This is a genomic window from Bacillus changyiensis, from assembly GCF_027706145.1.
GTDB classification, from domain to species: Bacteria; Bacillota; Bacilli; order Bacillales; family Bacillaceae; genus Bacillus; species Bacillus changyiensis.
Window position 1 is genome coordinate 182,307 of sequence record NZ_JAQFWW010000003.1, and the last position, 20,241, is coordinate 202,547.

Sequence of the window (20,241 nt, forward strand, 5' to 3'; positions counted from 1 at the left end):
TAGAGGGGGAAGTTTACACATAGGGTTTAAGTCAGAGGCACAAACAAGAAAGACGATTCACTCATAATCTATTGTTAGCACTAATCATTTATTTGAGAAAACGGGGAGTGAACGAATTGGTCACGATCAGTCTTTGTATGATTGTTAAAAATGAAGAAGAAGTGTTAGCAAGATGTCTTGATACTGTAAAGGATATTGTAGATGAAATTAATATCGTTGATACAGGTTCTACTGATAAAACGGTGGAAATTGCCAAACAATACACAGACCGTGTTTTTTTCTTTGAATGGATCGGAAATTTTGCCGCAGCCAGAAATGAGTCGTTTAAACATGCTACTAAAGACTATATTCTTTATTTAGATGCAGATGATGTTTTACATGAAGAAGATCAAAAAAAGTTGAGAAAATTAAAGGAAACACTTGATCCAGCGGTTGATTCCGTCTCGATGTACTATGATGCTGGAACCGATGAATATGGAAATGTAACATTAAGATATCGCCGCAACCGTTTAGTGAAAAGGGAGAAAAACTTTAAATGGAAAGGTGATTGTCATCAGTACTTGGATGTTCACGGCCATATTATTAATGCTGATATTTCAGTGACACATAAAAAAATCCGCCACTCTGTGGGGCGGAATCTCAATATTTATCAACAAAAAATTGACCGTGGTGATGCTTTTTCTCCAAGGGATTATTTTTATTATGGAAATGAATTAAGAGAGAACAGGCATTATGATAAAGCAATAGAAAACTACAATAAGAATATTGAAATGAAAGAAGGCTGGATTGAAGATAAACTATATGCATCTATTTATAAAGCGGATTGTTATCGTTATCTCGATGATCCTGAAAACGAATTGAAAGCATTGTTCCAGTCATTTGAATTTTCCAAAATACCACGCGCCGAAACATGCAGTAGAATCGGTTATCATTTTCAACGTAAACGGGAATATCATCCAGCCATCTATTGGTATGACCAAGCGACAAAGCTTGTTCCAGATCAAAACAAATGGAGCTTTAGCTATCCTGCCTATTATACTTGGTATCCACATTTGCAAATGTGTGTCTGTTACTATAATTTAGGTGATTTTGAGAAGTCCTATCAACATAATGAAAAGGCTCGGGAATATCGGCCAAAAGATCAATCCGTTCTTTATAATAAACAATTATTAGAGAAGAAGATGGGGATTAATCAGTATTCAGAAAATGAGGAAAAAGGGGAAGAGGTCAAGTGAGCAACTATTTCTTTTTATGATGATGTCGTACTGCATAAAAAATAGCGATCCCCCAGCCAATTAATAGAATAATCAAAACATTTACAGCCCATATGTTGTTAATAGACCAGGAAAGAAACAGTGTCCGAACATTTGTTAAGATAATAATTCCACCGACAAGAACACCAAGTAAATAACCAGGCAGTATCCTGATTAACCATGCAGCAATTGGTGCGGCAACAACTCCTCCCAACATGAGAGTAATCGCCCAAGTCCAGTTCACTTCTTCTGGTCCCAATGAAATTAAGAACCCAACACTAGCAGAGACTGCAATAGCAAATTCACTTGTATCTACTGTCCCGATAATCTTTCTGACTGATGCTCCTTTTCTAGTTAACAAAACCGGGGTCGTTATTGGCCCCCATCCTCCTCCACCAGTTGAGTCAGCAAATCCGGAAATAAATCCTAATATTATGGACTTTTTTCTAGATAAATCAATTGTTTTTTTCTGATGATCAGGATTGAAGTTGAATAAAAATCGAAATAAGACATAGATTCCTAAACACAATAAAAATATTGAAATAATAGGCTTGATCACATCACCTGGAAGATGACTCAAAAAACATGCTCCTATAAAAGCTCCAATAGATCCAGGGATGACTAATTTATATAATGTTGGCCGATCAACATTACCAAACTTCATATGGGAAATTCCTGATGCGGCAGTTGTCACAATTTCTGAAAGATGAATGGTTGCTGAAACGGCTGCCGGAGCAATTCCAAATGTTAGTAAAAGCGATGATGAAGTGACACCATAAGCCATTCCTAATGCCCCGTCAATCAGTTGAGCAAAAAAACCTATAAAAGCAAAAATAACCAGTTTTCTCATAGCCATCCCCCTAGTAAAAAACTTCGCTTTTTATTTCTTTCTTGAAGTGCAAAACTATTTTTAAGATATTCTATGTCTTAGAAAGTGCTTCTGTATAGTGAAACAGTACGATTTTCAGTTCATTTAATAAAGCTGACGGGGTGATGTATACTCAAAAAATAAGCTAAAGCATAAGATGTTAGAAAGAATGCTTGGAGGGATCTTTCTAATGTTATACAAAAATTTTCTTAGTTTTCGTGAAAATAGCAAAATGATGATAAAACAGCAGTTCAATGAAATTAAAAATACATTTACAATCGAATTTTGGGCAAAGCCGGATGTTGAAGTAAAAGAGAAGCGATATGTGATTACACCTGCTTCAAGTGAAAAAATGGATTCTTCTCAGGCAATCGTTGGTGTATCTCTTGGAAAAAATAATGTCACAGTTTATGAACATGGTGTTCCTCTACCAATCGCTTTGACATTTAACTTTCCTGCGCCTTTACATGAATGGACCCATATCGCGATCGTTTATCATGACAGACGTCCATTGCTGTATATCAATGGACAGTTAGTTGCAAAAGGTGAGGCCGGGTTAGCTCAGCTGGTTGTTCCTTCAGGAATTTTTGGGGGAGATGGTTTAAATAGTTATATTGGAGAGCTTGCGGACATCAGAATTTGGAATGTAGCAAAAACACAATCAGAAATATGTGAACAGATGAACTGTAAACTGACAGGGAATGAACCTGGCCTGTTTGGTTATTGGAAATTAAGCGAGGGTGCTGGCATGGTTGCCTCCGACCTTACGAAAAATAAGCATAATGGTACGATAGATGGAGCCATCTGGAAAAGACTTTTAAATATCCTCTTTACTTTTTTTGTCCCGAGCGGAGGAGTGGAAACATTAAACAGGCAGCGTTTTTACGCACTTAATCAATCTGGGGTGAAATGCGATTTTTTATATTTGCAAAAAGGAACGGGATTACAAAATAAAGTTGACACTTCAATTTATGTAACAAATGACATGGAGGAAATTCAAAAAATCATCTCATTCCAAAACTACGACGCCATTGTCATCAATTCAGATCTATTGCTAATGAAATCAATTAGAGAAATTGGATATGAAGGCCTTTTAATATATGAAGTTCAAGGATTGGGGAATAACAAACAATATGTTGATGAATTTTTAAAAGTACATGCATATTCAATTATTAATCAATATTGTGATGCGATTTTATATCCACAAACACCCCATCTTAAAGAAGCGTTTAAAAAGTATTTTCCTACAAAGAAACAATTTTGTTTTCATAATTGTTTTAATACGAAAGACTTTAAATATCGAGCGCTTCCTAAACAGAAAGAAACGATTATTGGCTGGGTTGGAAGACTCGAAGAAAATAAAAATTGGCGAGATTTCTTATCTATAGGGGCAAAGTTAATTGAAGAAGATCCTTCCGTCCGCCTGTGGATGTTTGAAGATAGTACATTAGCGAAGGAGTCAGAAAGAAACGCTTTTGAAGAAAAAATAGCTGAACTAAATATAAGACCGTATTTAACGGTATATGCCAATCAACCACATCAAAAAATGGCTGACTATTTTTCAATGATTGGTGATTCAGGTGGTTTTTTATGTTCAACATCTAAGGTAGAAGGGTTTGGGTATGCGGTACTTGAGGCGATGGCATGTAAATGCCCAGTCCTTTCAACTGATTCTGATGGGGTACGCAGTTTTATCAAACACAATGTCACAGGGAAGTTTTTTGAACTTGGAAATATCAATCAAGCTGTTCAAGAAGGGAAAGAATTAATTTCAAATGTTACATTAAGAGAAAAGATCAGACTAAATGCTGTTCAACATATTGAAACACAATTTGCACCGGATTTATACGCAAAAAAATTCTTAAATATGATTGATAATCTTAAAGATAATAAGTAAATGAAAAAATCCCTTTGAGTTGAGCATATTCAAAGGGATTTTTTAAAAGTTTACCAGTTGTCATCTTTCTCGTACCCTAGCCTAATCAAAAACTCTCCAGCAATTTCTTTAAACGCCTCTTTATGACTTGCATTAAATTCTTCTTTCCAATCACCAATACTTCCTTTTCTGAATGTATCTGAAGTGCTTTGATTAATATTGTGTTTCATATTTTGCAATAATTGTTGTTTAGATATATTTAGTGATTGAAGATCCCCCCATAAATAATCAATGATTTTCATAATTGTTTGATTTTGGGAGCTTTCATTTCGAACGAGGTCTTCAAAAGTAACAATACAAATTCCAGATACTTCAGCCCAGCTTATAAAATTCTTAGTGAAATCTAGTATATTTGGAAGCATGCCTATTCCGTATTTAGCCTGTTCTTCTTTGTTTAGAACAGTTCCTTTTATCATGGCCATCAGTCGCTCTTCGTGATTTTTTAAACCGTTCTTTAAATAAGGATTCCATGGATGGTTATATTTGTTGATCATCACAAAATGGACCAGTGAGACCGCTATATCTCTTAAATCTCTATAAATAAAGATCGTTTTAATATCTGAATCACTTAACATTTTTTCACGATTTTGTGAATAGGCAAAGTGTCCTGTTGCCACATATCCAGTTTTAAGATTTTTTAAGTGCTTTTCTTCAAAAACCCAAAAATCCGTTCTTCTCATTCCAGGTATACCAAGAATAATTTGTAATAGTAAATGTGTACCACTTTTCGGTACCGAATTCACTAATATTTTTGGTAACCTAATTTTTTGATGTTGTTCCAGCAAATTGCTTTTTAGTATATCTGTTTTGTATAGTTCACCGTATTCATAATCTTCACCAAGTAAAACAGAACGAGTACTTACACGCTGATGTGCCTGATCAATAACTGCAAAAGGAAGCCGTTCTGATTGCTCTTTCATTTGGTGTCCTTTAATGATCATATGATATAAAACGAGTGTTGAAGAAGGAAATTGTCCTTTGCCATAAATGAGTGTAAAAGGTGTATCGGCTCCTAGCAGCCCTTTACAAACTGCTTCTTTTTCAGATGCATCTGGTAAATGGATCAAAGCAACCCTTGGATCTTCAATATGTTGAAGAGTTTGAATAGCAGATTGATCTAGCGTTCGATCGATGATGATCAACTTATAATTGCTATAGGATTGCTCTAACAACTGTTCTAACTTTCTAACTGTTTCTTCTGACCCGTCTTTGACAGGGTAAACAATAGTTAGAGTAAAAGGAATGTTTCTTCGCTGTCTTGCCTGATGTCTAGCAAGATTAAAGGCGTATCTCCATCTGCGATGCTGAATTTTTGAGTTTCTTAATCGAGCAGAAACACTCATTGGTGAATGGGTACGGTAATTCATTAGGATCTCTTCGACAAATACGATATCACAAACCTCTGTTAAGCGCAGCCAGTATTCATAATCTTCAACAGGTTCTAGATGATATCCCTCAATCATAGCTGCGAACCGTTTTTTATACATAAAGGATACCCCAATAAAACAAACATCAAGAAGGTTCTCTTTTGGCTGGTTTTGATATTTATAAAATTCTTCTATTGATGGTTGTTGCAAATGTAAATAGTCCCCATTAGCATCAATGTGTCGAAAACTGCTAAAAGCAAGACCAACATTTTCTGGGGCAGTTACTAGTGCATTTCGAAGCTTTTCGGTGAAATCAGGATAATAATAATTATCACTGGAAACCCATGTGAAATATTTTACTTCTTCAATATCCATTAAGTAATCAAACCCGATGTTTAACGTTTTTGCGACGCCTTCATTTTTCTCCTTAAGAATCAAGTGTACACGGTCATCTTCTTTTGTAACATATTGGATGATGTCAATCGTTTCAGGAGGCGCACCATCAGAAACAATCACAAAATGAAAGTTTTGATAACTTTGCTTTAAAATTGACCGTAGTGCTATCTCTAAATACTCAGGGGTTTGCTTATAAACAGGCATTACAATCCCTACATCTTTCATTTGTATCCACCTTTCAAAATGAAAAGATTTACTCATGATGATGACGATAAAAATTCAAAATATCTGCTAGTGATGTTTCAAACGGAATAACCGGTTTCCATCCTAATTCCTTAACTTTTGCAGGATTAAGATCAAGTTTAGTTTCGATCTTTTCATCTGTTTCTGTTTTGACTTTGAAATCTATGGCAGTCAGCTTTTGATAACCACTGATCACTTCTTGAAGCGAGTGAAGCGTACCTGACGCAATTTCATAACTCTCTCCAGGTTTTCCTTTTGAAAATAGTGTTTCATAGGCACGGACAACGTCTCTTACATCTAAGAAATCGCGGACAACATTTGGATTATCCACTTTGAGAACCTTTTCAGCATGATGATTCTCCATATCGACTATTTGTTTGGCGAAAATAGCACAGACTCCTTGAGAAAATCCCGGTCCAATTAAATTCGAAGGCTTTGCAATGATGATTTGCATCTGATATAAGGTTTCCCAGGCCTGAGCAACAAAGGTTTGCATTGTTTTACTTAAACTATATGGGTGGGGAAGAGTTGATAAGTCATTGAGATCAAATTGCAAAACTGAGCCGGCGACACAAATTTTACAATCTGGATTTTCGTGACGTAGTGCTTCAATTAAATACAAAGTAGGTAAAAGATTATTTTCCAAAGATGAAACAGGATCAATCCATGATTGTCCAACATGATTTTGCCCAGCTAAATGGAGGAGATATTGAGGTTCTGTCTTTTGGATTAAACGAATTACAGCTTCTTGGTCTGTCAAATCGCAAAACTCGAGTTTTACGCCATCATCTGGCAAATTTGATCTTGTAACTGCTGTTACATCAAAACCTGCTTCTGCAAAGTGTCGGCATGCATGCTTACCTGTAAATCCGCCTGCTCCCGTGATTAATAGTTTTGAATGCTGATTCACTGATCTTGCATCCTATCTATAAAGGGAGAAAATCCACTTGTTTGCATGGTAGCATCCTACCTTTCTATTAATATCGTTTTTTTCTCTAATATATTATGTCTTTCTCTTTTAATTGCTATAGGCACGATAATGGTTTCCTCAGACGTAGCAAACAATCCAATGACATCATAAGTTATCTTTAGGATGTTGCCAAATAAGGAGGAAACTTCATGATCCCATTAATTCATTTAAAAAAGCAGTTTCAAGCAGTAAAAGAAGAGGTTTTAAAAAAAATGGAAGAAGTTTTAGATAGCGGACAATATATATTGGGTCCAAAAGTGAAAGAGTTAGAGAAAAAAATTGCTCGAAAACTTGGCGTACAAGAAGCGGTTGCTGTGGCCAATGGCACTGATGCCTTAGTACTCACACTTGAAGCTTATGGGATTGGAAAAGGGGATCAAGTCATTACGACACCATTCACTTTTTTTGCAAGTGCTGAAGCGATATCAAGAGTTGGTGCAACACCTGTATTTGTAGATGTTGATCCACTCACATACAATCTTGATCCTAAAAAAGTAGAAGAGAAAGTCACAACAGCGACAAAAGCAATCATTCCTGTTCATATTTTCGGCCAACCTGCAGATATGGATGACATCATGGCTATTGCTAAAAAACACGAGCTGTTTGTGATTGAAGATGCATGTCAAGCATTTGGTGCTGAATATAGAGGCCGTCCTGTTGGCAGTCTTGGAGATGCGGCTTGTTTTTCCTTTTTTCCGACAAAAAACTTGGGCACTTTAGGTGATGGCGGAATGGTCGTCATGTCAAATCCTGATCTTGCTGACCAGATTAGACAGCTCAGAACCCATGGAACAAACAAAAAATACTTTCATGACAAAATCGGTTTTAACAGCAGGCTTGATGAATTACATGCTGCCATCTTACTGATTCTTCTTGAGGAAATAGATGGCTGGAATGAACAAAGACGAGAAATCGCAAAACGTTACAAGGAATCATTAGCATTAGCTCCACATCTCACACTACCGCAGGAAAAAGCAGACCGTACACATATTTACCATCTTTATTGTATCGGTGCGAAAAATCGTAGCGATATGATCAAATCACTTGAGAAACAGCAGATTCATTCAGGTGTTTACTATCCATGCTGTCTTCACTTACAAAACGTTTATGCTTCATTACCATATAAAAAGGGAGATTTTCCGGTAGCCGAATCTTTATCAGCGACACTTTTTGCCATTCCAATGAGTCCTTTTCTGTCAAGAGAGGAACAGGATCAGGTGATTTCTGTCTTACTTGAAAGTGGGGAAGGGGAAAGATGACAATCCATTTTGGTTTAATTGGTTGTGGATATATGTCGAAAAAACATCTTGATGCACTGGGCAAGTGTCAGGATGCTGTTCTTTTAGCTGTTAGTGATGTAGAGAAAAAAAGAATGAGAGAAGCCGCTGGTTGTCATCCTAATATCTCCCATTATCAGGATTATACTGAGCTACTTTGCGACCCTCAAATAGATGCAGTCATCATTGCAGTCATTTCTGGACTGCATGCTGAAATCGCTAAACAATCTTTATTGGCAGGTAAACATGTCATCTTAGAAAAACCGATGACACTATCACTAAAAGATGCCAATGAAATCATTGAATTAGCAGAGCAGAAAAACTTAAAACTGATGGTATGCCATCAAATGCGGCATCGTCCAATGATGAAAAAGATCAAAGAAACGATAGATCAAGGAAAATTAGGGAGGCTTTACTTGGGTGCGGTATCCCTCCGTCTCAACCGGGCTCCTGCTTATTTTGAAGCGGCTTCTTGGCGCGGGAATTGGGAACATGATGGTGGGATGCTAGTCAATCAAGGAATCCATTTGCTCGATCTCATGCAATGGTTTTTAGGAGATGTCAGCCATGTATATGGCGACATGCTCACAACAACATTAAAAAAGGAAACAGAAGATGTAGCTGTCGGTGTTCTAACGTTTGAAAACGGGGCAAAAGGAGTCATTGAAGCCAACATTGTGACGCAACCGAATAATTTGGGCAACTCACTTTCGATTTTTGGAGAAAATGGAACAATTTCTCTGGAAGGTCCTTCTTTAAACCAAATCAGCCGTTGGTTTGTTGCTGGAGAAGACAAACGAGAAGAGATGGCAAAACTAATTGATATTCAGGATGAACAGTTTTTCATGTATAAAAATTTTATCAACGCTGTTCAATGTGGTGAATCACTTTTGATTGGTGGAAAAGAAGGAAAAAAAGCACTGGAAACGATATTTGCAATCTATCAATCCACATTGACAAAACAGCCTGTGACATTACCTTTAGCATCATTTGAAACAACAGCTTTGAAAAAGAAATAAGTGAAAAATGGTAGATCGTCCCTATCAAAAAAACAACCAAAACATATTTTATTAAAGGAATGAACCTGAAGGGGCGATTTTATGATGCACAAACAAAATCCGCAACAAACGATAGCAATAATAGGTTTAGGGTTTGTTGGTTTGCCCTTAGCTATGTTATTAATTTCCAAAGAGGTGTCAGTGATCGGCATTGATTTGGCAGAAGAAAAAATCAAATCTCTACATGCAGGAAATAGCTATATTTCTGATATAAAAGGAGAAACGGTGAAAAAGGGAATTGACAGCGGTTTTTTTCGAGTTTCTTCAAATTATCAGCTCATCAAAGAAGCTGATGCGGTCATTATATGTGTACCAACCCCACTAAACAAGAACTCAGAGCCTAATTTAGACGATGTGAAAAGTGCGGTCCAGTCAATTAGCCAATATTTACAAAAAGGTCAACTTGTTGTGTTGGAAAGTTCAACATATCCGGGGACGACGAGAGATATCGTTAAGCCGATCCTAGAAAAAAGCGGTTTGACTTGTGGACGGGATTTTTATTTGGCCTATTCTCCTGAACGGGTCGATCCGGGAAATCAGTTTCCGATTGAGGTCGTTCCAAAAGTAGTTGGGGGGACAACAGAAGGATGCCTGAAAAAGGTGTATGATTTGTACAGCTGTATTTATCAAGAAGTTATCCCTGTCACATCACCAGAAACTGCTGAACTTACAAAACTACTAGAAAATACGTATCGCTTTATTAATATTTCCTTTATCAATGAGTTTGCTATGATTTGCGAGCAACTCGGCATAAACGTTTGGGAAGTGATTCATGCAGCAAACACAAAACCTTACGGATTTGCGGCATTTTATCCTGGCCCAGGAATCGGTGGACACTGTATACCGGTCGACCCATTATATCTACAATTTATTATTAAAAAAAGCGGTTTAATGAGTGATTTTATTCAGCTATCAGAAGAGACAAATGAAAAAATCGTCCGCTATATCGCGGAACGATCATTACAATTAGCGGGAACTGAAAATCCAATCGAGGCTAATATTTTAATTTACGGTGTCACTTATAAACGCAATGTCGCAGATGTCCGTGAATCTCGATCATTAAATATTATACAAAGACTTATGGAGATTGGTGCCAAGGTATCCTATCATGATCCGCATGTTCCTGAGCTCTATATTGATGAAAAAAAGCTTTTCAGCACTTCAATTGATGCTGAATCATTGGAAAAATACGATTGTGTTGTACTCCTAACCGATCATGCTGAATTACCGAAAGAACGACTTTTACAACATGCTAAAGTGATTTTTGACACGAGAGGCATTTTAAAAGAGGCTTCAGGCAATGCGAAAGTTGCCCAGCTTGGAAATGGTTTGTCCCAGCCTCTATTTAATCAGTAATCAATCTGTAAATAAAAAATAACGGATAAATCATTAAAAAAAGATTAAACGACCACCAAACCGGATCGAAATCTTGGGTGAACACCCAAAATGAAATGGCTTGTAGTCCGGAACAAAACGTTAAAACTAGAGAAGAAAGGGCAACGTTTTTCCATAACGTCTGCCCTTTTTTATGTAAGTATATACTCAACAGACCGGTGATGGATATCATTATATCTAACGGAAAAAAAGACCAATTCCAAGCTATAATAATCGGATTGTCATAGTCTTTAAATGCCGCACTTACAGGGATGAGATGAAAAAAGGTAACGAACCAATATAAAATAAATCCAATATCAGTCATCATGAAAAATGGTTTTAATTTCCTCATAATTTTCCCCCTGTTTGAATTTGTGGAAGATGGTTGATAATATTTAATATCACGACTCCAGCTATAATCAAAGTGATAGCTATCACTTTAATGAGACTAATGCTTTCGTTAAAATAAAAAAAACCGATTATTGAAATAAAGACAATTCCCATTCCAGACCATACTGCATAGGCAATAGAAATGTCCATTGTTTTTAATGTAAGTGTCAAAAATATCAAACTTGCAACATATAAAACGAGTAATAGGATACTTGGAACGAGTTTTGAAAATCCATTTGAGAATTTCATGCTAATTGTGCCAGCTGTTTCAAAAAGAATCGCTAAAAGTAAATAGAGCCACTGCATAAGATGTCTTCTCCTTTAATGATGTTTAGTAACAATACCGTGTAACAAAATATCGACAACAGATTTTAAGACCTCTCCAATTGATTCCTGATTCTTGAGTGATGAGGATGGATCATAAATCTGATTCAGACTACCTGTATATATTTGAATGAATAATGGTAATGGGATCTTTTTGATGATTCCTTCGGCTTTCCCTAGTTCAAATAGTTCTTCAACAATGGACCAATCTTCTTTTAAAAACAAATCAAGCTTTTCCCATTGTTTGTAATGAAATTTCTTTAACTCTGTCAATAAACGAACATCCATTAATTCAAATTCTGTCGGCAAGCTTATTAAAATTTGTTCAATCTTTTCTATTAAACTAAGCTGTTTATTAGCTGAGATTGCTTTCTCTTTTTCTTTAATTTGAAAAATGAAATGATCAATAACACGATCAACGAGATCATCTTTGGATGAGAAGTGCTCGTAAATTGTTCGTTTGCTGATCGCTAATTGTTTGGCTAAATCGCTCATTGTAAAGGTAAATCCTTTTTGTTGCATCATGCTAATCGTTTCTTTGATCAACCGTTCTTTCATTGCTGTTGCCTCCTTTTTGGTACTGTTAATAATTTATAAGTACCAATGGTATCGTACACCAATAAGAAGACATATGTAAAATATTTTGAATGCCTCACATTGAAATGTCAGAAGAATACAATACGAAAAAAGGCCTAAAGGGTGAGAAGTGTGTGGATCGGAATTTTGTTCATCATCTTAGGATTAGGAATCACCATATTTGCCGTTAGCTTAATTGTCAGTTATTTGTTTGTGTTGCCAAGCCGTAATAGTTATGAACAAACATTTTGTTACGGGATTCAAAACAGTGAAATCATGGTTGATGTGTTTGAAGCACATCAAAAGGAGGAACTGTATATTACCTCTAATGATGGCTGTTCGCTCCATGCGATCCTTTTCCCTGTCCCGGGAAGTCAGAAAGCCATCCTCATAGCTCACGGAATGAAATGGTCATTATTTGGAGGATACAAATATGTCGAACTGTTTCAATCACTCGGTTATCATGTGTTGCTTTGTGACAACAGGTGCCACGGGCTAAGCGGTGGATCACATGTTTCATACGGATTTTATGAAAAGAATGACTTGGCAATGTGGACGAATGAACTTGAGAAAAGGCTTGGCAAAAACATGTGGATCGGTGTGCTAGGTGAATCATTGGGAGCGGCGGCAGCCATTGAATTGATGAAACAAGATCGCAGAATTCGATTTTGTATTGCTGATTCATGTTTCAGCGATTTAACCGAGCTTTGCCGCTTTCAATTGAAAACAGCTGTCAGAATGGCTGTGCCGTTTTTGATTCCGTTGACTAGTACGCTCATAAAGCGAAGGCATGGCTGGAGTCTTTCTGACATTTCTCCAGTCAAGCATCTTGAACGAAATGATACACCATTCTTTATTATTCATGGAACAGAGGATCAGCTTGTTCCATTGAAAATGGCAAAAGCGTTGTATGAGCGGAAAAAAGGCTTCAAACAACTGTATTTAATTGAAGGAGCAGGACATGTCGACGGGTTTCGTCAGAACCGAGAGGAATACGTCAAAAAGTTAACGGATTTTTTAGTGAAGGTGGAACCAACCAACTAATCATACTGCACCTTTTCCGCAGCTGATTTTTTTCTGATGTTATTGATTGTAGAGGCGTGTACCTTTCCCCAGTTCATCATTTGGTTAATAATCGGTACCAGTGTTTCACCGAAATCTGTTAAACTGTATTCGACTTTAGGTGGTACCTGTTTATAAATTTTGCGGTGAACAATTCCATCACGTTCAAGTTCACGAAGCTGGAGCGTTAGCATGCGCTGTGTAACGGTTGGTATTAAACGCCGCAATTCATTGAAACGTTTTTTCTCATCTATTAAATGAAATAATATAATACTCTTCCATTTACCGCCGATGATGTCAATTGTCGCTTCTACTGGACATGAATATCCTTCTAGGATCGTGCAGTTTGCAGAATGATCTTCCATATTCACTCTCTCCTTAGTATAAAAAATGATACTATCTAACAAAAATGTGCGTACTTTTATATTTTATTATAACGACTAAAATAGAACTTGATAAAGAAATACACACTGAAGAAAAGGAGAGAAGCATGATGTCAGGTCAATTAAAAAAACAGGAGATTCTTAATGCCTTTGAATTTAGACATGCTACTAAACAGTTCGATCCAAAGAAAAAAATTTCAAAAGAAGATTTTCAGTTTATATTAGAGGCCGGTCGATTGTCACCGAGCTCTATCGGTCTTGAACCTTGGAAGTTTCTTGTCATTCAAAATCAAGAATTACGGGAAAAGCTACGCAAGGTATCATGGGGAGCTCAAGGACAGCTTCCAACCGCCAGTCATTTCGTTTTGCTGCTCGGCCGAACTGCACAAGATATGAGATATGATTCTGATTATGTAACACATCAATTAAGAGATGTGAAAAAATGGTCGGAAGATATGATTGAAAGTAGAGTAAAAGGTGGAATAATTAAGAGTTTTCAAGATGATGATTTTCATTTGCTTGAGAGTGACAGAGCGATGTTTGACTGGGTTTCCAAACAAACTTATATCGCCCTTGCAAATATGATGACAGCGGCTGCAATGATTGGTATTGACTCATGTCCTATTGAAGGGTTTAATTATGATGATGTTCATAAGCTTTTAGAAAATGAAGGGCTGCTTGAAAATGGTCATTTTGATATTTCAGTTATGGCTGCATTCGGATACCGGATGAAAGAGCCGCGCCCTAAAACAAGGAAGCCAATGGATCAAGTGGTGGAATGGGTGGAATAAATCACTCTTATTGAAAACAGATGGGTAAAGTAAATCCCATCTGTTTTAAGGTTCGTTATATCACTTATTCCCATCTCTCTTTTTGTATATGGTAGTTTTCTTCAGTTATCATGATCTTCTGAAAAGGTGCTGGACAGATTTTATTATACTTGCGAATTTGATCGTTGATATCCTCTAGTTCCTTAAAAGATTTAAGATTTTTTAACGCATCAGAGATCTTTTTTTGGAGTTTGATCCATTCTGGCAGGTATCCTGCATGTCGGGCTATTTTTTGAAAATGCTGGTATGTGTCACCGCTGAAAAACTCCTTTGATAGTGGCTTACCTTTACCAGGCAAATCTTTAGATTGATCAGATTGTTTGAGAATGTCTCCGATCGGGTCTCGATATTCCATCACTCATTCCTCCTTTTTAATACGTAGTCTTCAATAAAAAAATGATTTTTCGAAGGTAAAAAGGTCATCATACATAAAATAACTGTCATGAATAACATCACAAATGAGCCTACAATGAACACTGGTTTTACGGTAAAAAGATTTGCTGTCAAACTTATTGAGAGAGTTACAAAAATGTTAAGGATAGCTTGGGATAAACTATAGATGCTTGTGATTCTTCCTATCATCTTTACATTGACATTTTTTTAATAAAAGGTTAAAAAATCAGTGTTAGCAAAAGCAAGAAAAAATGCAAGTATAAAAAATCCAAGTACAGTAACAGTCACTGTTGTCGAAAGTGAAAACATGACATAACCACTAGCAAATAAAACCGTGCCGAATCCAAATAATAGATTGATGGAAAAGTATTTAACTGCAATAGAGTTGAATAATGAACTAATTAATATTCCTGCTCCAGATACACTCACTAAAAATTCGTATTGGCTATCAGTTAAATGAAGAACATCTTTAGCGAAAGTCGCTTCTAGGCATCAAGAGCTCCTGTAATTAAAAGTGAACTATGAAAAAGAAAATAGATTGTCATCGTATATAAAGCGTTTTTACTAAAATGATAAACTTCAATCCAGTCTTGGCGAATAACAGACCAACTCATTTTAGCTGTTCGGTTTGATGTTCAGTTTTTTCGAGTTTAGGCATCCAAAGCATGATAAGACCTGAAAATAGAAATGATACAGCATTACAGTAGATCGCTAAAATAGGGGATCCAAGCATAAATAAAAACGCCTGCTACAGCTGGACCGATTAAGAAAGCTCCAGAATTCACTAAACTAAGAAATGAGTTAAAGTGTTTTCGCTTTTTTTTTCTGGAATGAGCTTTGTGATATATGTCATCGAACTCGGACTAAAAATAAAGTAGCCATATTGATTAAGAACTTGATGATATAGATTAAAGAAAGTGAGGTATCATGTCCATCATTATCATGATGTCCCTTTTGTTGAACCAATCAATGATACTTCCTGACTAAAAGTTGGTGACCAGCATTGCAATTGGCTTGATGATATAGATTTTGCTACAGCTGTAGGCGAGTCAGTCATATCAAAGATTAATAATGATAATGCAATTAAATAAATCCAGTCACCAATAGTGGAGATATCGATCGACCTCTTGTTTATTTTATGCTCAAGTAAATTACAACTTTATTGCAAATGAGCATTTTTGTGATTGCATTGTTCAACTGGTTTGACCGCGTGTCCATTTCCATCTGTGCACCAAGATTGAGATTGGAAAGCGAGAAAAATGGCTACCCACCTGTTTTCTTGTTCAAAGTGGATCAAGATGCCCCCATCTTGCCAAATTCCATTGTCATTTTTCCACGGTTCCAAATTCCCCTGATTCATATGAATATCATGGATACCGTTTCCAGGTAAAAAATCAAAATAACGATCTGGAGTGTTTTCCTCTGGCCCCCAACGATCTCCGAAAGCATAGATGATAGCTGATTGATCAATTGCTTGCTGAACATAATATTGAATTTTTTCGTTTAAATCGTTATCAATTCCATCCAGATCTGGCGGTAAAGGAATCATCTTACTGGAATCTAATAAATTTCCACGGATAAAATCAAGGCCAATATTTGGGCAATTATTTCGGATAGAAGTAAAACCGAAATCTAAATCTGGTAACTTGATGATGTCCTCTGAATGAAAGTGTTCATCAACCATATACAATACTTCTGAAGGATGTGCTTGGGATTTAATATTAATCGCAATTCGATACTGTATTGCTTGCTCATCTTGAATAAGCACTTGAAAATGAGGCTTTTCACCACTTCCTAGCATCGTTTTAACTGCTTTACCTTTTAAAACTCCATAATTTTTTAAAGGCATATTCATGTCCTCCTTAAGCAGATTTTTGCCAAAAACTCATTTTTAATTGATTTGGTAAAACAACTTCCGTTATTCTATTTTCAATAGTTGGTGCAACTACATCGGATTGTGCCAGTTGTTCAATAAAAACTTCATAGTCTGTAAAGCCCAAATTGACTTTATTCTTTGCTTTTTTAAAGACATTGTAGCCGTCCCCGCCACTAGCAATAAAATGAGTTGTGGCGACTCGATAAGTTTGCTTTAGATCGAGTGGTTCTGACTCACCTTTTTTATTGATGAGTTTTACAGCCAGTATCCGGTTTCCTTCTGATTTATTGCGTGTAAAAGTAAATGTTAAGCCAGCCACATGAGGAAATGCACCACCACCTTTTTCAATTTGACTGACACCATGTTCAAGTGCCTCGACAATTTGAGCTCCTGTTAAGTCTGCAGTATAAATTGTTTTGCTAAATGGCATGACATGAAGAACATCGCTAAAGGTAATTACACCTTGAGGTATCCCGTTTCTGATACTACCGCCATTTATGATTGCCAAGTCAGCACTGCCAGATTGTCTTGCTTTGTTTAACATGCTGTCAGCAATCAGATTTCCCAGATTTGTCTCTTTTGAACGGACATGCTCTCGTTTTCCATCAAGCGGAACAGCAGCAAATCCAACTTTTTTTGTTTTTAATTCATGGAGCTCTTGTTTAAATTGGTCAAGCTTTTTCTTTACTGTCGGCTCTTCCTGTATCTTTTCATCAATTGTGATCGTCTGAAAACAGGATTTTTTGGTTTGCACGACTCCGCTCCTATCAAACACGAGATCCACTCTGCCTAAAAATTGACCATAGTCTTTAACCTGGGCAATAATTGTCGGCTCTTTGTTTGGAACAACTTTCAATTGGTCCACTAGTGTATGCGTATGACCGCCGATAATCAAGTCGATTCCTTTCACTTTTTTGGCAAGCTCCAAATCGCGGTTGTAGCCAAGATGGGTCAGGGCGATCACTTTATTGACGTTTTCAGTTTTAGTGATTTTTTTGACAGTCTTTTTCGCGGACTGATAAGCGTTTTTGAATGTTATATTTGGGCCTGGGCTTGATGTATTTCTTGTAGTTTCTGTTGTCAATCCAAAAACAGCGACCTTTTCTCCATTGATATCAAGCACAATGTAAGGGTAAATTCCGCTTGGTTTATACTGGGTTGTTTTAAAGACCATCGGTTTTTTACGCCATTTATTGAGGACGGGGTCCTTTGAAACATCGATATTTGAACTAACGATTGGGAAGATCGGGGCTTCAAACAAATGCCGGTTATTAGGATCAACAGCCAGACCATTTCCACTGAGAAAGTCAGCAAGTCCTTTTGGTCCTTTATCAAATTCATGGTTGCCGAGAGTCATCGCATCATAACCGATCATGTTCATCATTTTTAGATCGGCGAGTCCGTTCCATTTTGTAAAATAAAGATCTCCGGAGAACACATCTCCAGCATCAAGCAAGATATTGTTTTCAGTTTTATCACGAATGTCTTTGATTTTTGTGGCTCGTCTTGCGGTATGATCAAGATGGGCATGCGTATCATTTGTATGCATCACTGTTACTGTCCAGTTCTTTTCAGCTTCCGGTGGCTCAGTCTCGTCAAATGTTAATTTGTAAACACCATATCCTTGAATTGCTGATTCTCTTACAAAATCGATGCTTTTCAATTTTTCCGCAAAAGGTTTTGCTAGTAAAGATGATTCAAATATAATTTTTGGCCCTCTGACAGGTTTGATTGACCAGTTATTGTCTGCTTTCGGGTTGATCGTGCCTTTTGCCATGATATAGTTCATTAGCACCTGCCGGTTTTCATCAGCTGCCGTATAAACAACTTTATCCTTTGACAAATGGGGGAAGCCTCCACCTCCGAATGCGCGGTAATTATTGGTGACGATCAGAAATTCCTGTTCATCTTTGACTGGTTTTCCGTTGTATGCTAAATGTCTAATCCGGTTTGCTTGCGGGTTTTTTAGTGCCCCTGATAAATCATATTTTGTAGGTTCTGTAATATCAATCTCATATGTTACACCATCAATCACATCATAATTATATGACCTAAAGTCTTGATGAAGCAGAGCCTGTTCCCCGGTGTTGGAAGGGTCAATTTGATTAAACTGTCCCGCTGACATCTCAAGCCAGTCCTTCACTTCACTTCCTGTCAGTTTGACGATATAAAGCGTATTATCATATAAATACAGATCACCGATATGTTTAATCGCCAAATCACCGGCACGAATATTTGTATAGTAATCAGGTCCATTGCGGCCGCCTGCTTTAAATGGAGCACTTGCTGATAGAATTGGCAAGTTTTCATATTTGGTGCCTTTTATCACATCTCGGGCGTACCATTTCTGTGCATCAGCGACGATCTGAATGGATGGATCATCGACAACTTGCGAGAAAAAGCTGTTAATATCAATTTCAGTTTTGCCAATTGGTTTGCGGACAAATTGCAATGTCTTTTCATGGGTACTTTTGATGGACTCAGTCACGGTTTGATGTTGTGAAGTAACACGTCCCTCTATTGCTTCTGTTTTTGCATCATGGTCTTTAACTGTCCATTTTCCAGCATTTTGCACAAGCTGTAGATTGATGATGCCTAAATGACTGCCCCAGTTTTTTGGCATGACGACAGGAATTCCGTTAATTGTGCCTTTTTGAATGTCAATTTTAGCATTTCCTTGATAGTCAGGGCTTGGGAATAGATTATGCTGATGACCTGAAATAATCGCATCGATTCCATCGGCTTTGAGAGCTAAATCAAATACAGCATTTTCAGCGCCTTTTGGCAGTTGTTTCGTTTCAATACCAGAATGCGCGAGAGCGATAATCAAGTCTGCTCCTTCCGCTTTCATTTTCGGAATCATTTCTTGGGCTGATTCAGTTATATCTTGCACAGTTAATTTTCCCTCAAGATGCTTATGGTCCCAAGTTAAAATTTGTGGAGGGGTAAACCCGATATACCCTATTTTAAGCTGCTGGTTTTGTCCCTTGTCATCGACAAATGTTCGTTCTTCGATATGGAATGGTCGATATTTGTGTTTTCCATCCTTTGTTTTAATATTGGCATTAACAATGGGGAATTTAGCGCCTTTTATTGTTCCATCTAAAAATTCTAGTCCATAGTTAAATTCATGATTTCCCAATGTACCGGCATCATAGTTCAGTTTGTTCATGACATCAATGATTGGATGAATTTTTGCTTTGTATATGATCTGTTCTCGTTCATGTTTGAAGACGTATTCTCCAAGAGGGTTTCCTTGAATAAGGTCACCATTATCGACAAGCAGTGTATTTGGTTGTTTACTTCGATGCTCTTCAATCAGCTGTGCCGTCCGAGCAAGCCCGAACTGGGTTGTCTGTTTGTCAGCATAATAATCATAATCCATCATATGGGCGTGAACATCGGTTGTCGCCAAAATACTAAGATTGATTAGCGGATCTTTGGTTTGTTCTTTTGCATGAATTTGTGTGTGAGAAAAAAGTAAGTGATGAATCATTGCTGACGGAATTAGGATGCGGAAAATGTTTTTCCTCGAAAACCATCTGTTCTGTACTCCCACTATTTCTCCACCTTTCAAATGATGATAACTCTAGTGTAAAAATTTTTTGTGAAATAATGAAGAGGATATTGTAAAAATAATACAAAGATATTTGTTAAGGGTTTAG

Annotated in this window: 16 protein-coding genes and 1 pseudogene; 7 read left to right on the top strand and 10 right to left on the bottom strand. The window is 37.0% G+C overall.

Annotation, left to right across the window (positions count from 1 at the left end):
• The first annotated feature begins 116 nt into the window (after window positions 1–116).
• Window positions 117–1,235, top strand: a complete 1,119-nt coding sequence (locus PDT38_RS12645) for a glycosyltransferase (protein WP_270802056.1) — start codon at window positions 117–119, stop codon at window positions 1,233–1,235.
• 4 nt (window positions 1,236–1,239) lie between these two features.
• On the opposite strand, the gene PDT38_RS12650 is transcribed toward PDT38_RS12645, so the two are convergent.
• Window positions 1,240–2,103, bottom strand: coding sequence for a sulfite exporter TauE/SafE family protein (locus PDT38_RS12650; RefSeq protein ID WP_270802058.1), 864 nt, complete (start codon window positions 2,101–2,103; stop codon window positions 1,240–1,242).
• Between the two features lie 208 nt (window positions 2,104–2,311).
• Here PDT38_RS12650 and PDT38_RS12655 point away from each other — a divergent pair, with 208 nt between their 5' ends.
• Window positions 2,312–4,018, top strand: a complete 1,707-nt coding sequence (locus tag PDT38_RS12655) for a glycosyltransferase (protein WP_270802059.1) — start codon at window positions 2,312–2,314, stop codon at window positions 4,016–4,018.
• Between the two features lie 50 nt (window positions 4,019–4,068).
• On the opposite strand, the gene PDT38_RS12660 is transcribed toward PDT38_RS12655, so the two are convergent.
• Both PDT38_RS12660 and PDT38_RS12665 read right to left on the bottom strand, forming a co-directional pair.
• Window positions 4,069–6,045: a glycosyltransferase gene (locus PDT38_RS12660; protein WP_270802061.1), complete on the bottom strand. Its 1,977-nt coding sequence runs from the start codon at window positions 6,043–6,045 to the stop codon at window positions 4,069–4,071.
• 28 nt (window positions 6,046–6,073) lie between these two features.
• A complete protein-coding gene (locus PDT38_RS12665; RefSeq protein WP_270802062.1) occupies window positions 6,074–6,973 on the bottom strand; it encodes an NAD-dependent epimerase/dehydratase family protein in 900 nt (299 codons plus the stop codon).
• Window positions 6,974–7,182: 209 nt separating this feature from the next.
• On the opposite strand from PDT38_RS12665, the gene PDT38_RS12670 reads away from it, so the two are divergent.
• The 3 genes from PDT38_RS12670 to PDT38_RS12680 all read left to right on the top strand — a co-directional run bounded on the left by PDT38_RS12670 (window position 7,183) and on the right by PDT38_RS12680 (window position 10,724).
• Window positions 7,183–8,292: a DegT/DnrJ/EryC1/StrS family aminotransferase gene (locus tag PDT38_RS12670; protein WP_270802064.1), complete on the top strand. Its 1,110-nt coding sequence runs from the start codon at window positions 7,183–7,185 to the stop codon at window positions 8,290–8,292.
• Window positions 8,289–9,329: a Gfo/Idh/MocA family protein gene (locus PDT38_RS12675; protein WP_270802066.1), complete on the top strand. Its 1,041-nt coding sequence runs from the start codon at window positions 8,289–8,291 to the stop codon at window positions 9,327–9,329. Before PDT38_RS12670 ends, PDT38_RS12675 begins: the two co-directional genes overlap by 4 nt.
• An 81-nt stretch (window positions 9,330–9,410) precedes the next feature.
• Complete coding sequence (locus PDT38_RS12680) at window positions 9,411–10,724, top strand: nucleotide sugar dehydrogenase (RefSeq protein WP_270802068.1); 1,314 nt, start codon at window positions 9,411–9,413, stop codon at window positions 10,722–10,724.
• Here PDT38_RS12680 and PDT38_RS12685 read toward each other — a convergent pair.
• The 3 genes from PDT38_RS12685 to PDT38_RS12695 are packed head-to-tail and all read right to left on the bottom strand — an operon-like array spanning window position 10,714 to window position 12,014.
• Window positions 10,714–11,094 (bottom strand): YvaD family protein, encoded by a 381-nt coding sequence (locus tag PDT38_RS12685; RefSeq protein ID WP_270802069.1) that lies wholly within the window; start codon window positions 11,092–11,094, stop codon window positions 10,714–10,716. The genes PDT38_RS12680 and PDT38_RS12685 overlap by 11 nt on opposite strands.
• Window positions 11,091–11,438 (bottom strand): DMT family transporter, encoded by a 348-nt coding sequence (locus PDT38_RS12690; protein WP_270802070.1) that lies wholly within the window; start codon window positions 11,436–11,438, stop codon window positions 11,091–11,093. The genes PDT38_RS12685 and PDT38_RS12690 overlap by 4 nt, the downstream gene beginning before the upstream one ends.
• 15 nt (window positions 11,439–11,453) lie before the next feature.
• Window positions 11,454–12,014: a TetR/AcrR family transcriptional regulator gene (locus tag PDT38_RS12695; RefSeq protein WP_270802071.1), complete on the bottom strand. Its 561-nt coding sequence runs from the start codon at window positions 12,012–12,014 to the stop codon at window positions 11,454–11,456.
• Window positions 12,015–12,164: 150 nt separating this feature from the next.
• Here PDT38_RS12695 and PDT38_RS12700 point away from each other — a divergent pair, with 150 nt between their 5' ends.
• On the top strand, window positions 12,165–13,076 hold the full coding sequence (locus PDT38_RS12700) for an alpha/beta hydrolase (RefSeq protein WP_270802073.1): 912 nt from the start codon (window positions 12,165–12,167) through the stop codon (window positions 13,074–13,076).
• Here the strand turns inward: PDT38_RS12700 and PDT38_RS12705 are convergent.
• Window positions 13,073–13,459, bottom strand: coding sequence for a winged helix-turn-helix transcriptional regulator (locus tag PDT38_RS12705; protein WP_270802075.1), 387 nt, complete (start codon window positions 13,457–13,459; stop codon window positions 13,073–13,075). The genes PDT38_RS12700 and PDT38_RS12705 overlap by 4 nt on opposite strands.
• A gap of 128 nt (window positions 13,460–13,587) precedes the next feature.
• Between PDT38_RS12705 and PDT38_RS12710 the strand changes: the two genes are divergently transcribed.
• Entirely contained in the window at window positions 13,588–14,268 is a 681-nt protein-coding gene (locus PDT38_RS12710) for an NAD(P)H-dependent oxidoreductase (protein WP_270802077.1), read from the top strand.
• A 64-nt stretch (window positions 14,269–14,332) separates the two neighbouring features.
• Here the strand turns inward: PDT38_RS12710 and PDT38_RS12715 are convergent, their stop codons facing one another.
• From PDT38_RS12715 to PDT38_RS12725, 3 genes and pseudogenes are all read right to left on the bottom strand, one after another.
• Window positions 14,333–14,662: a DnaJ family domain-containing protein gene (locus PDT38_RS12715; RefSeq protein ID WP_270802081.1), complete on the bottom strand. Its 330-nt coding sequence runs from the start codon at window positions 14,660–14,662 to the stop codon at window positions 14,333–14,335.
• Window positions 14,663–15,859: 1,197 nt separating this feature from the next.
• Window positions 15,860–16,549 (bottom strand): YukJ family protein, encoded by a 690-nt coding sequence (locus PDT38_RS12720; protein ID WP_270802082.1) that lies wholly within the window; start codon window positions 16,547–16,549, stop codon window positions 15,860–15,862.
• Between the two features lie 28 nt (window positions 16,550–16,577).
• Window positions 16,578–20,135: pseudogene (locus tag PDT38_RS12725) on the bottom strand (bifunctional 2',3'-cyclic-nucleotide 2'-phosphodiesterase/3'-nucleotidase); the annotation flags it as partial.
• Between the last annotated feature and the right edge of the window lie 106 nt (window positions 20,136–20,241).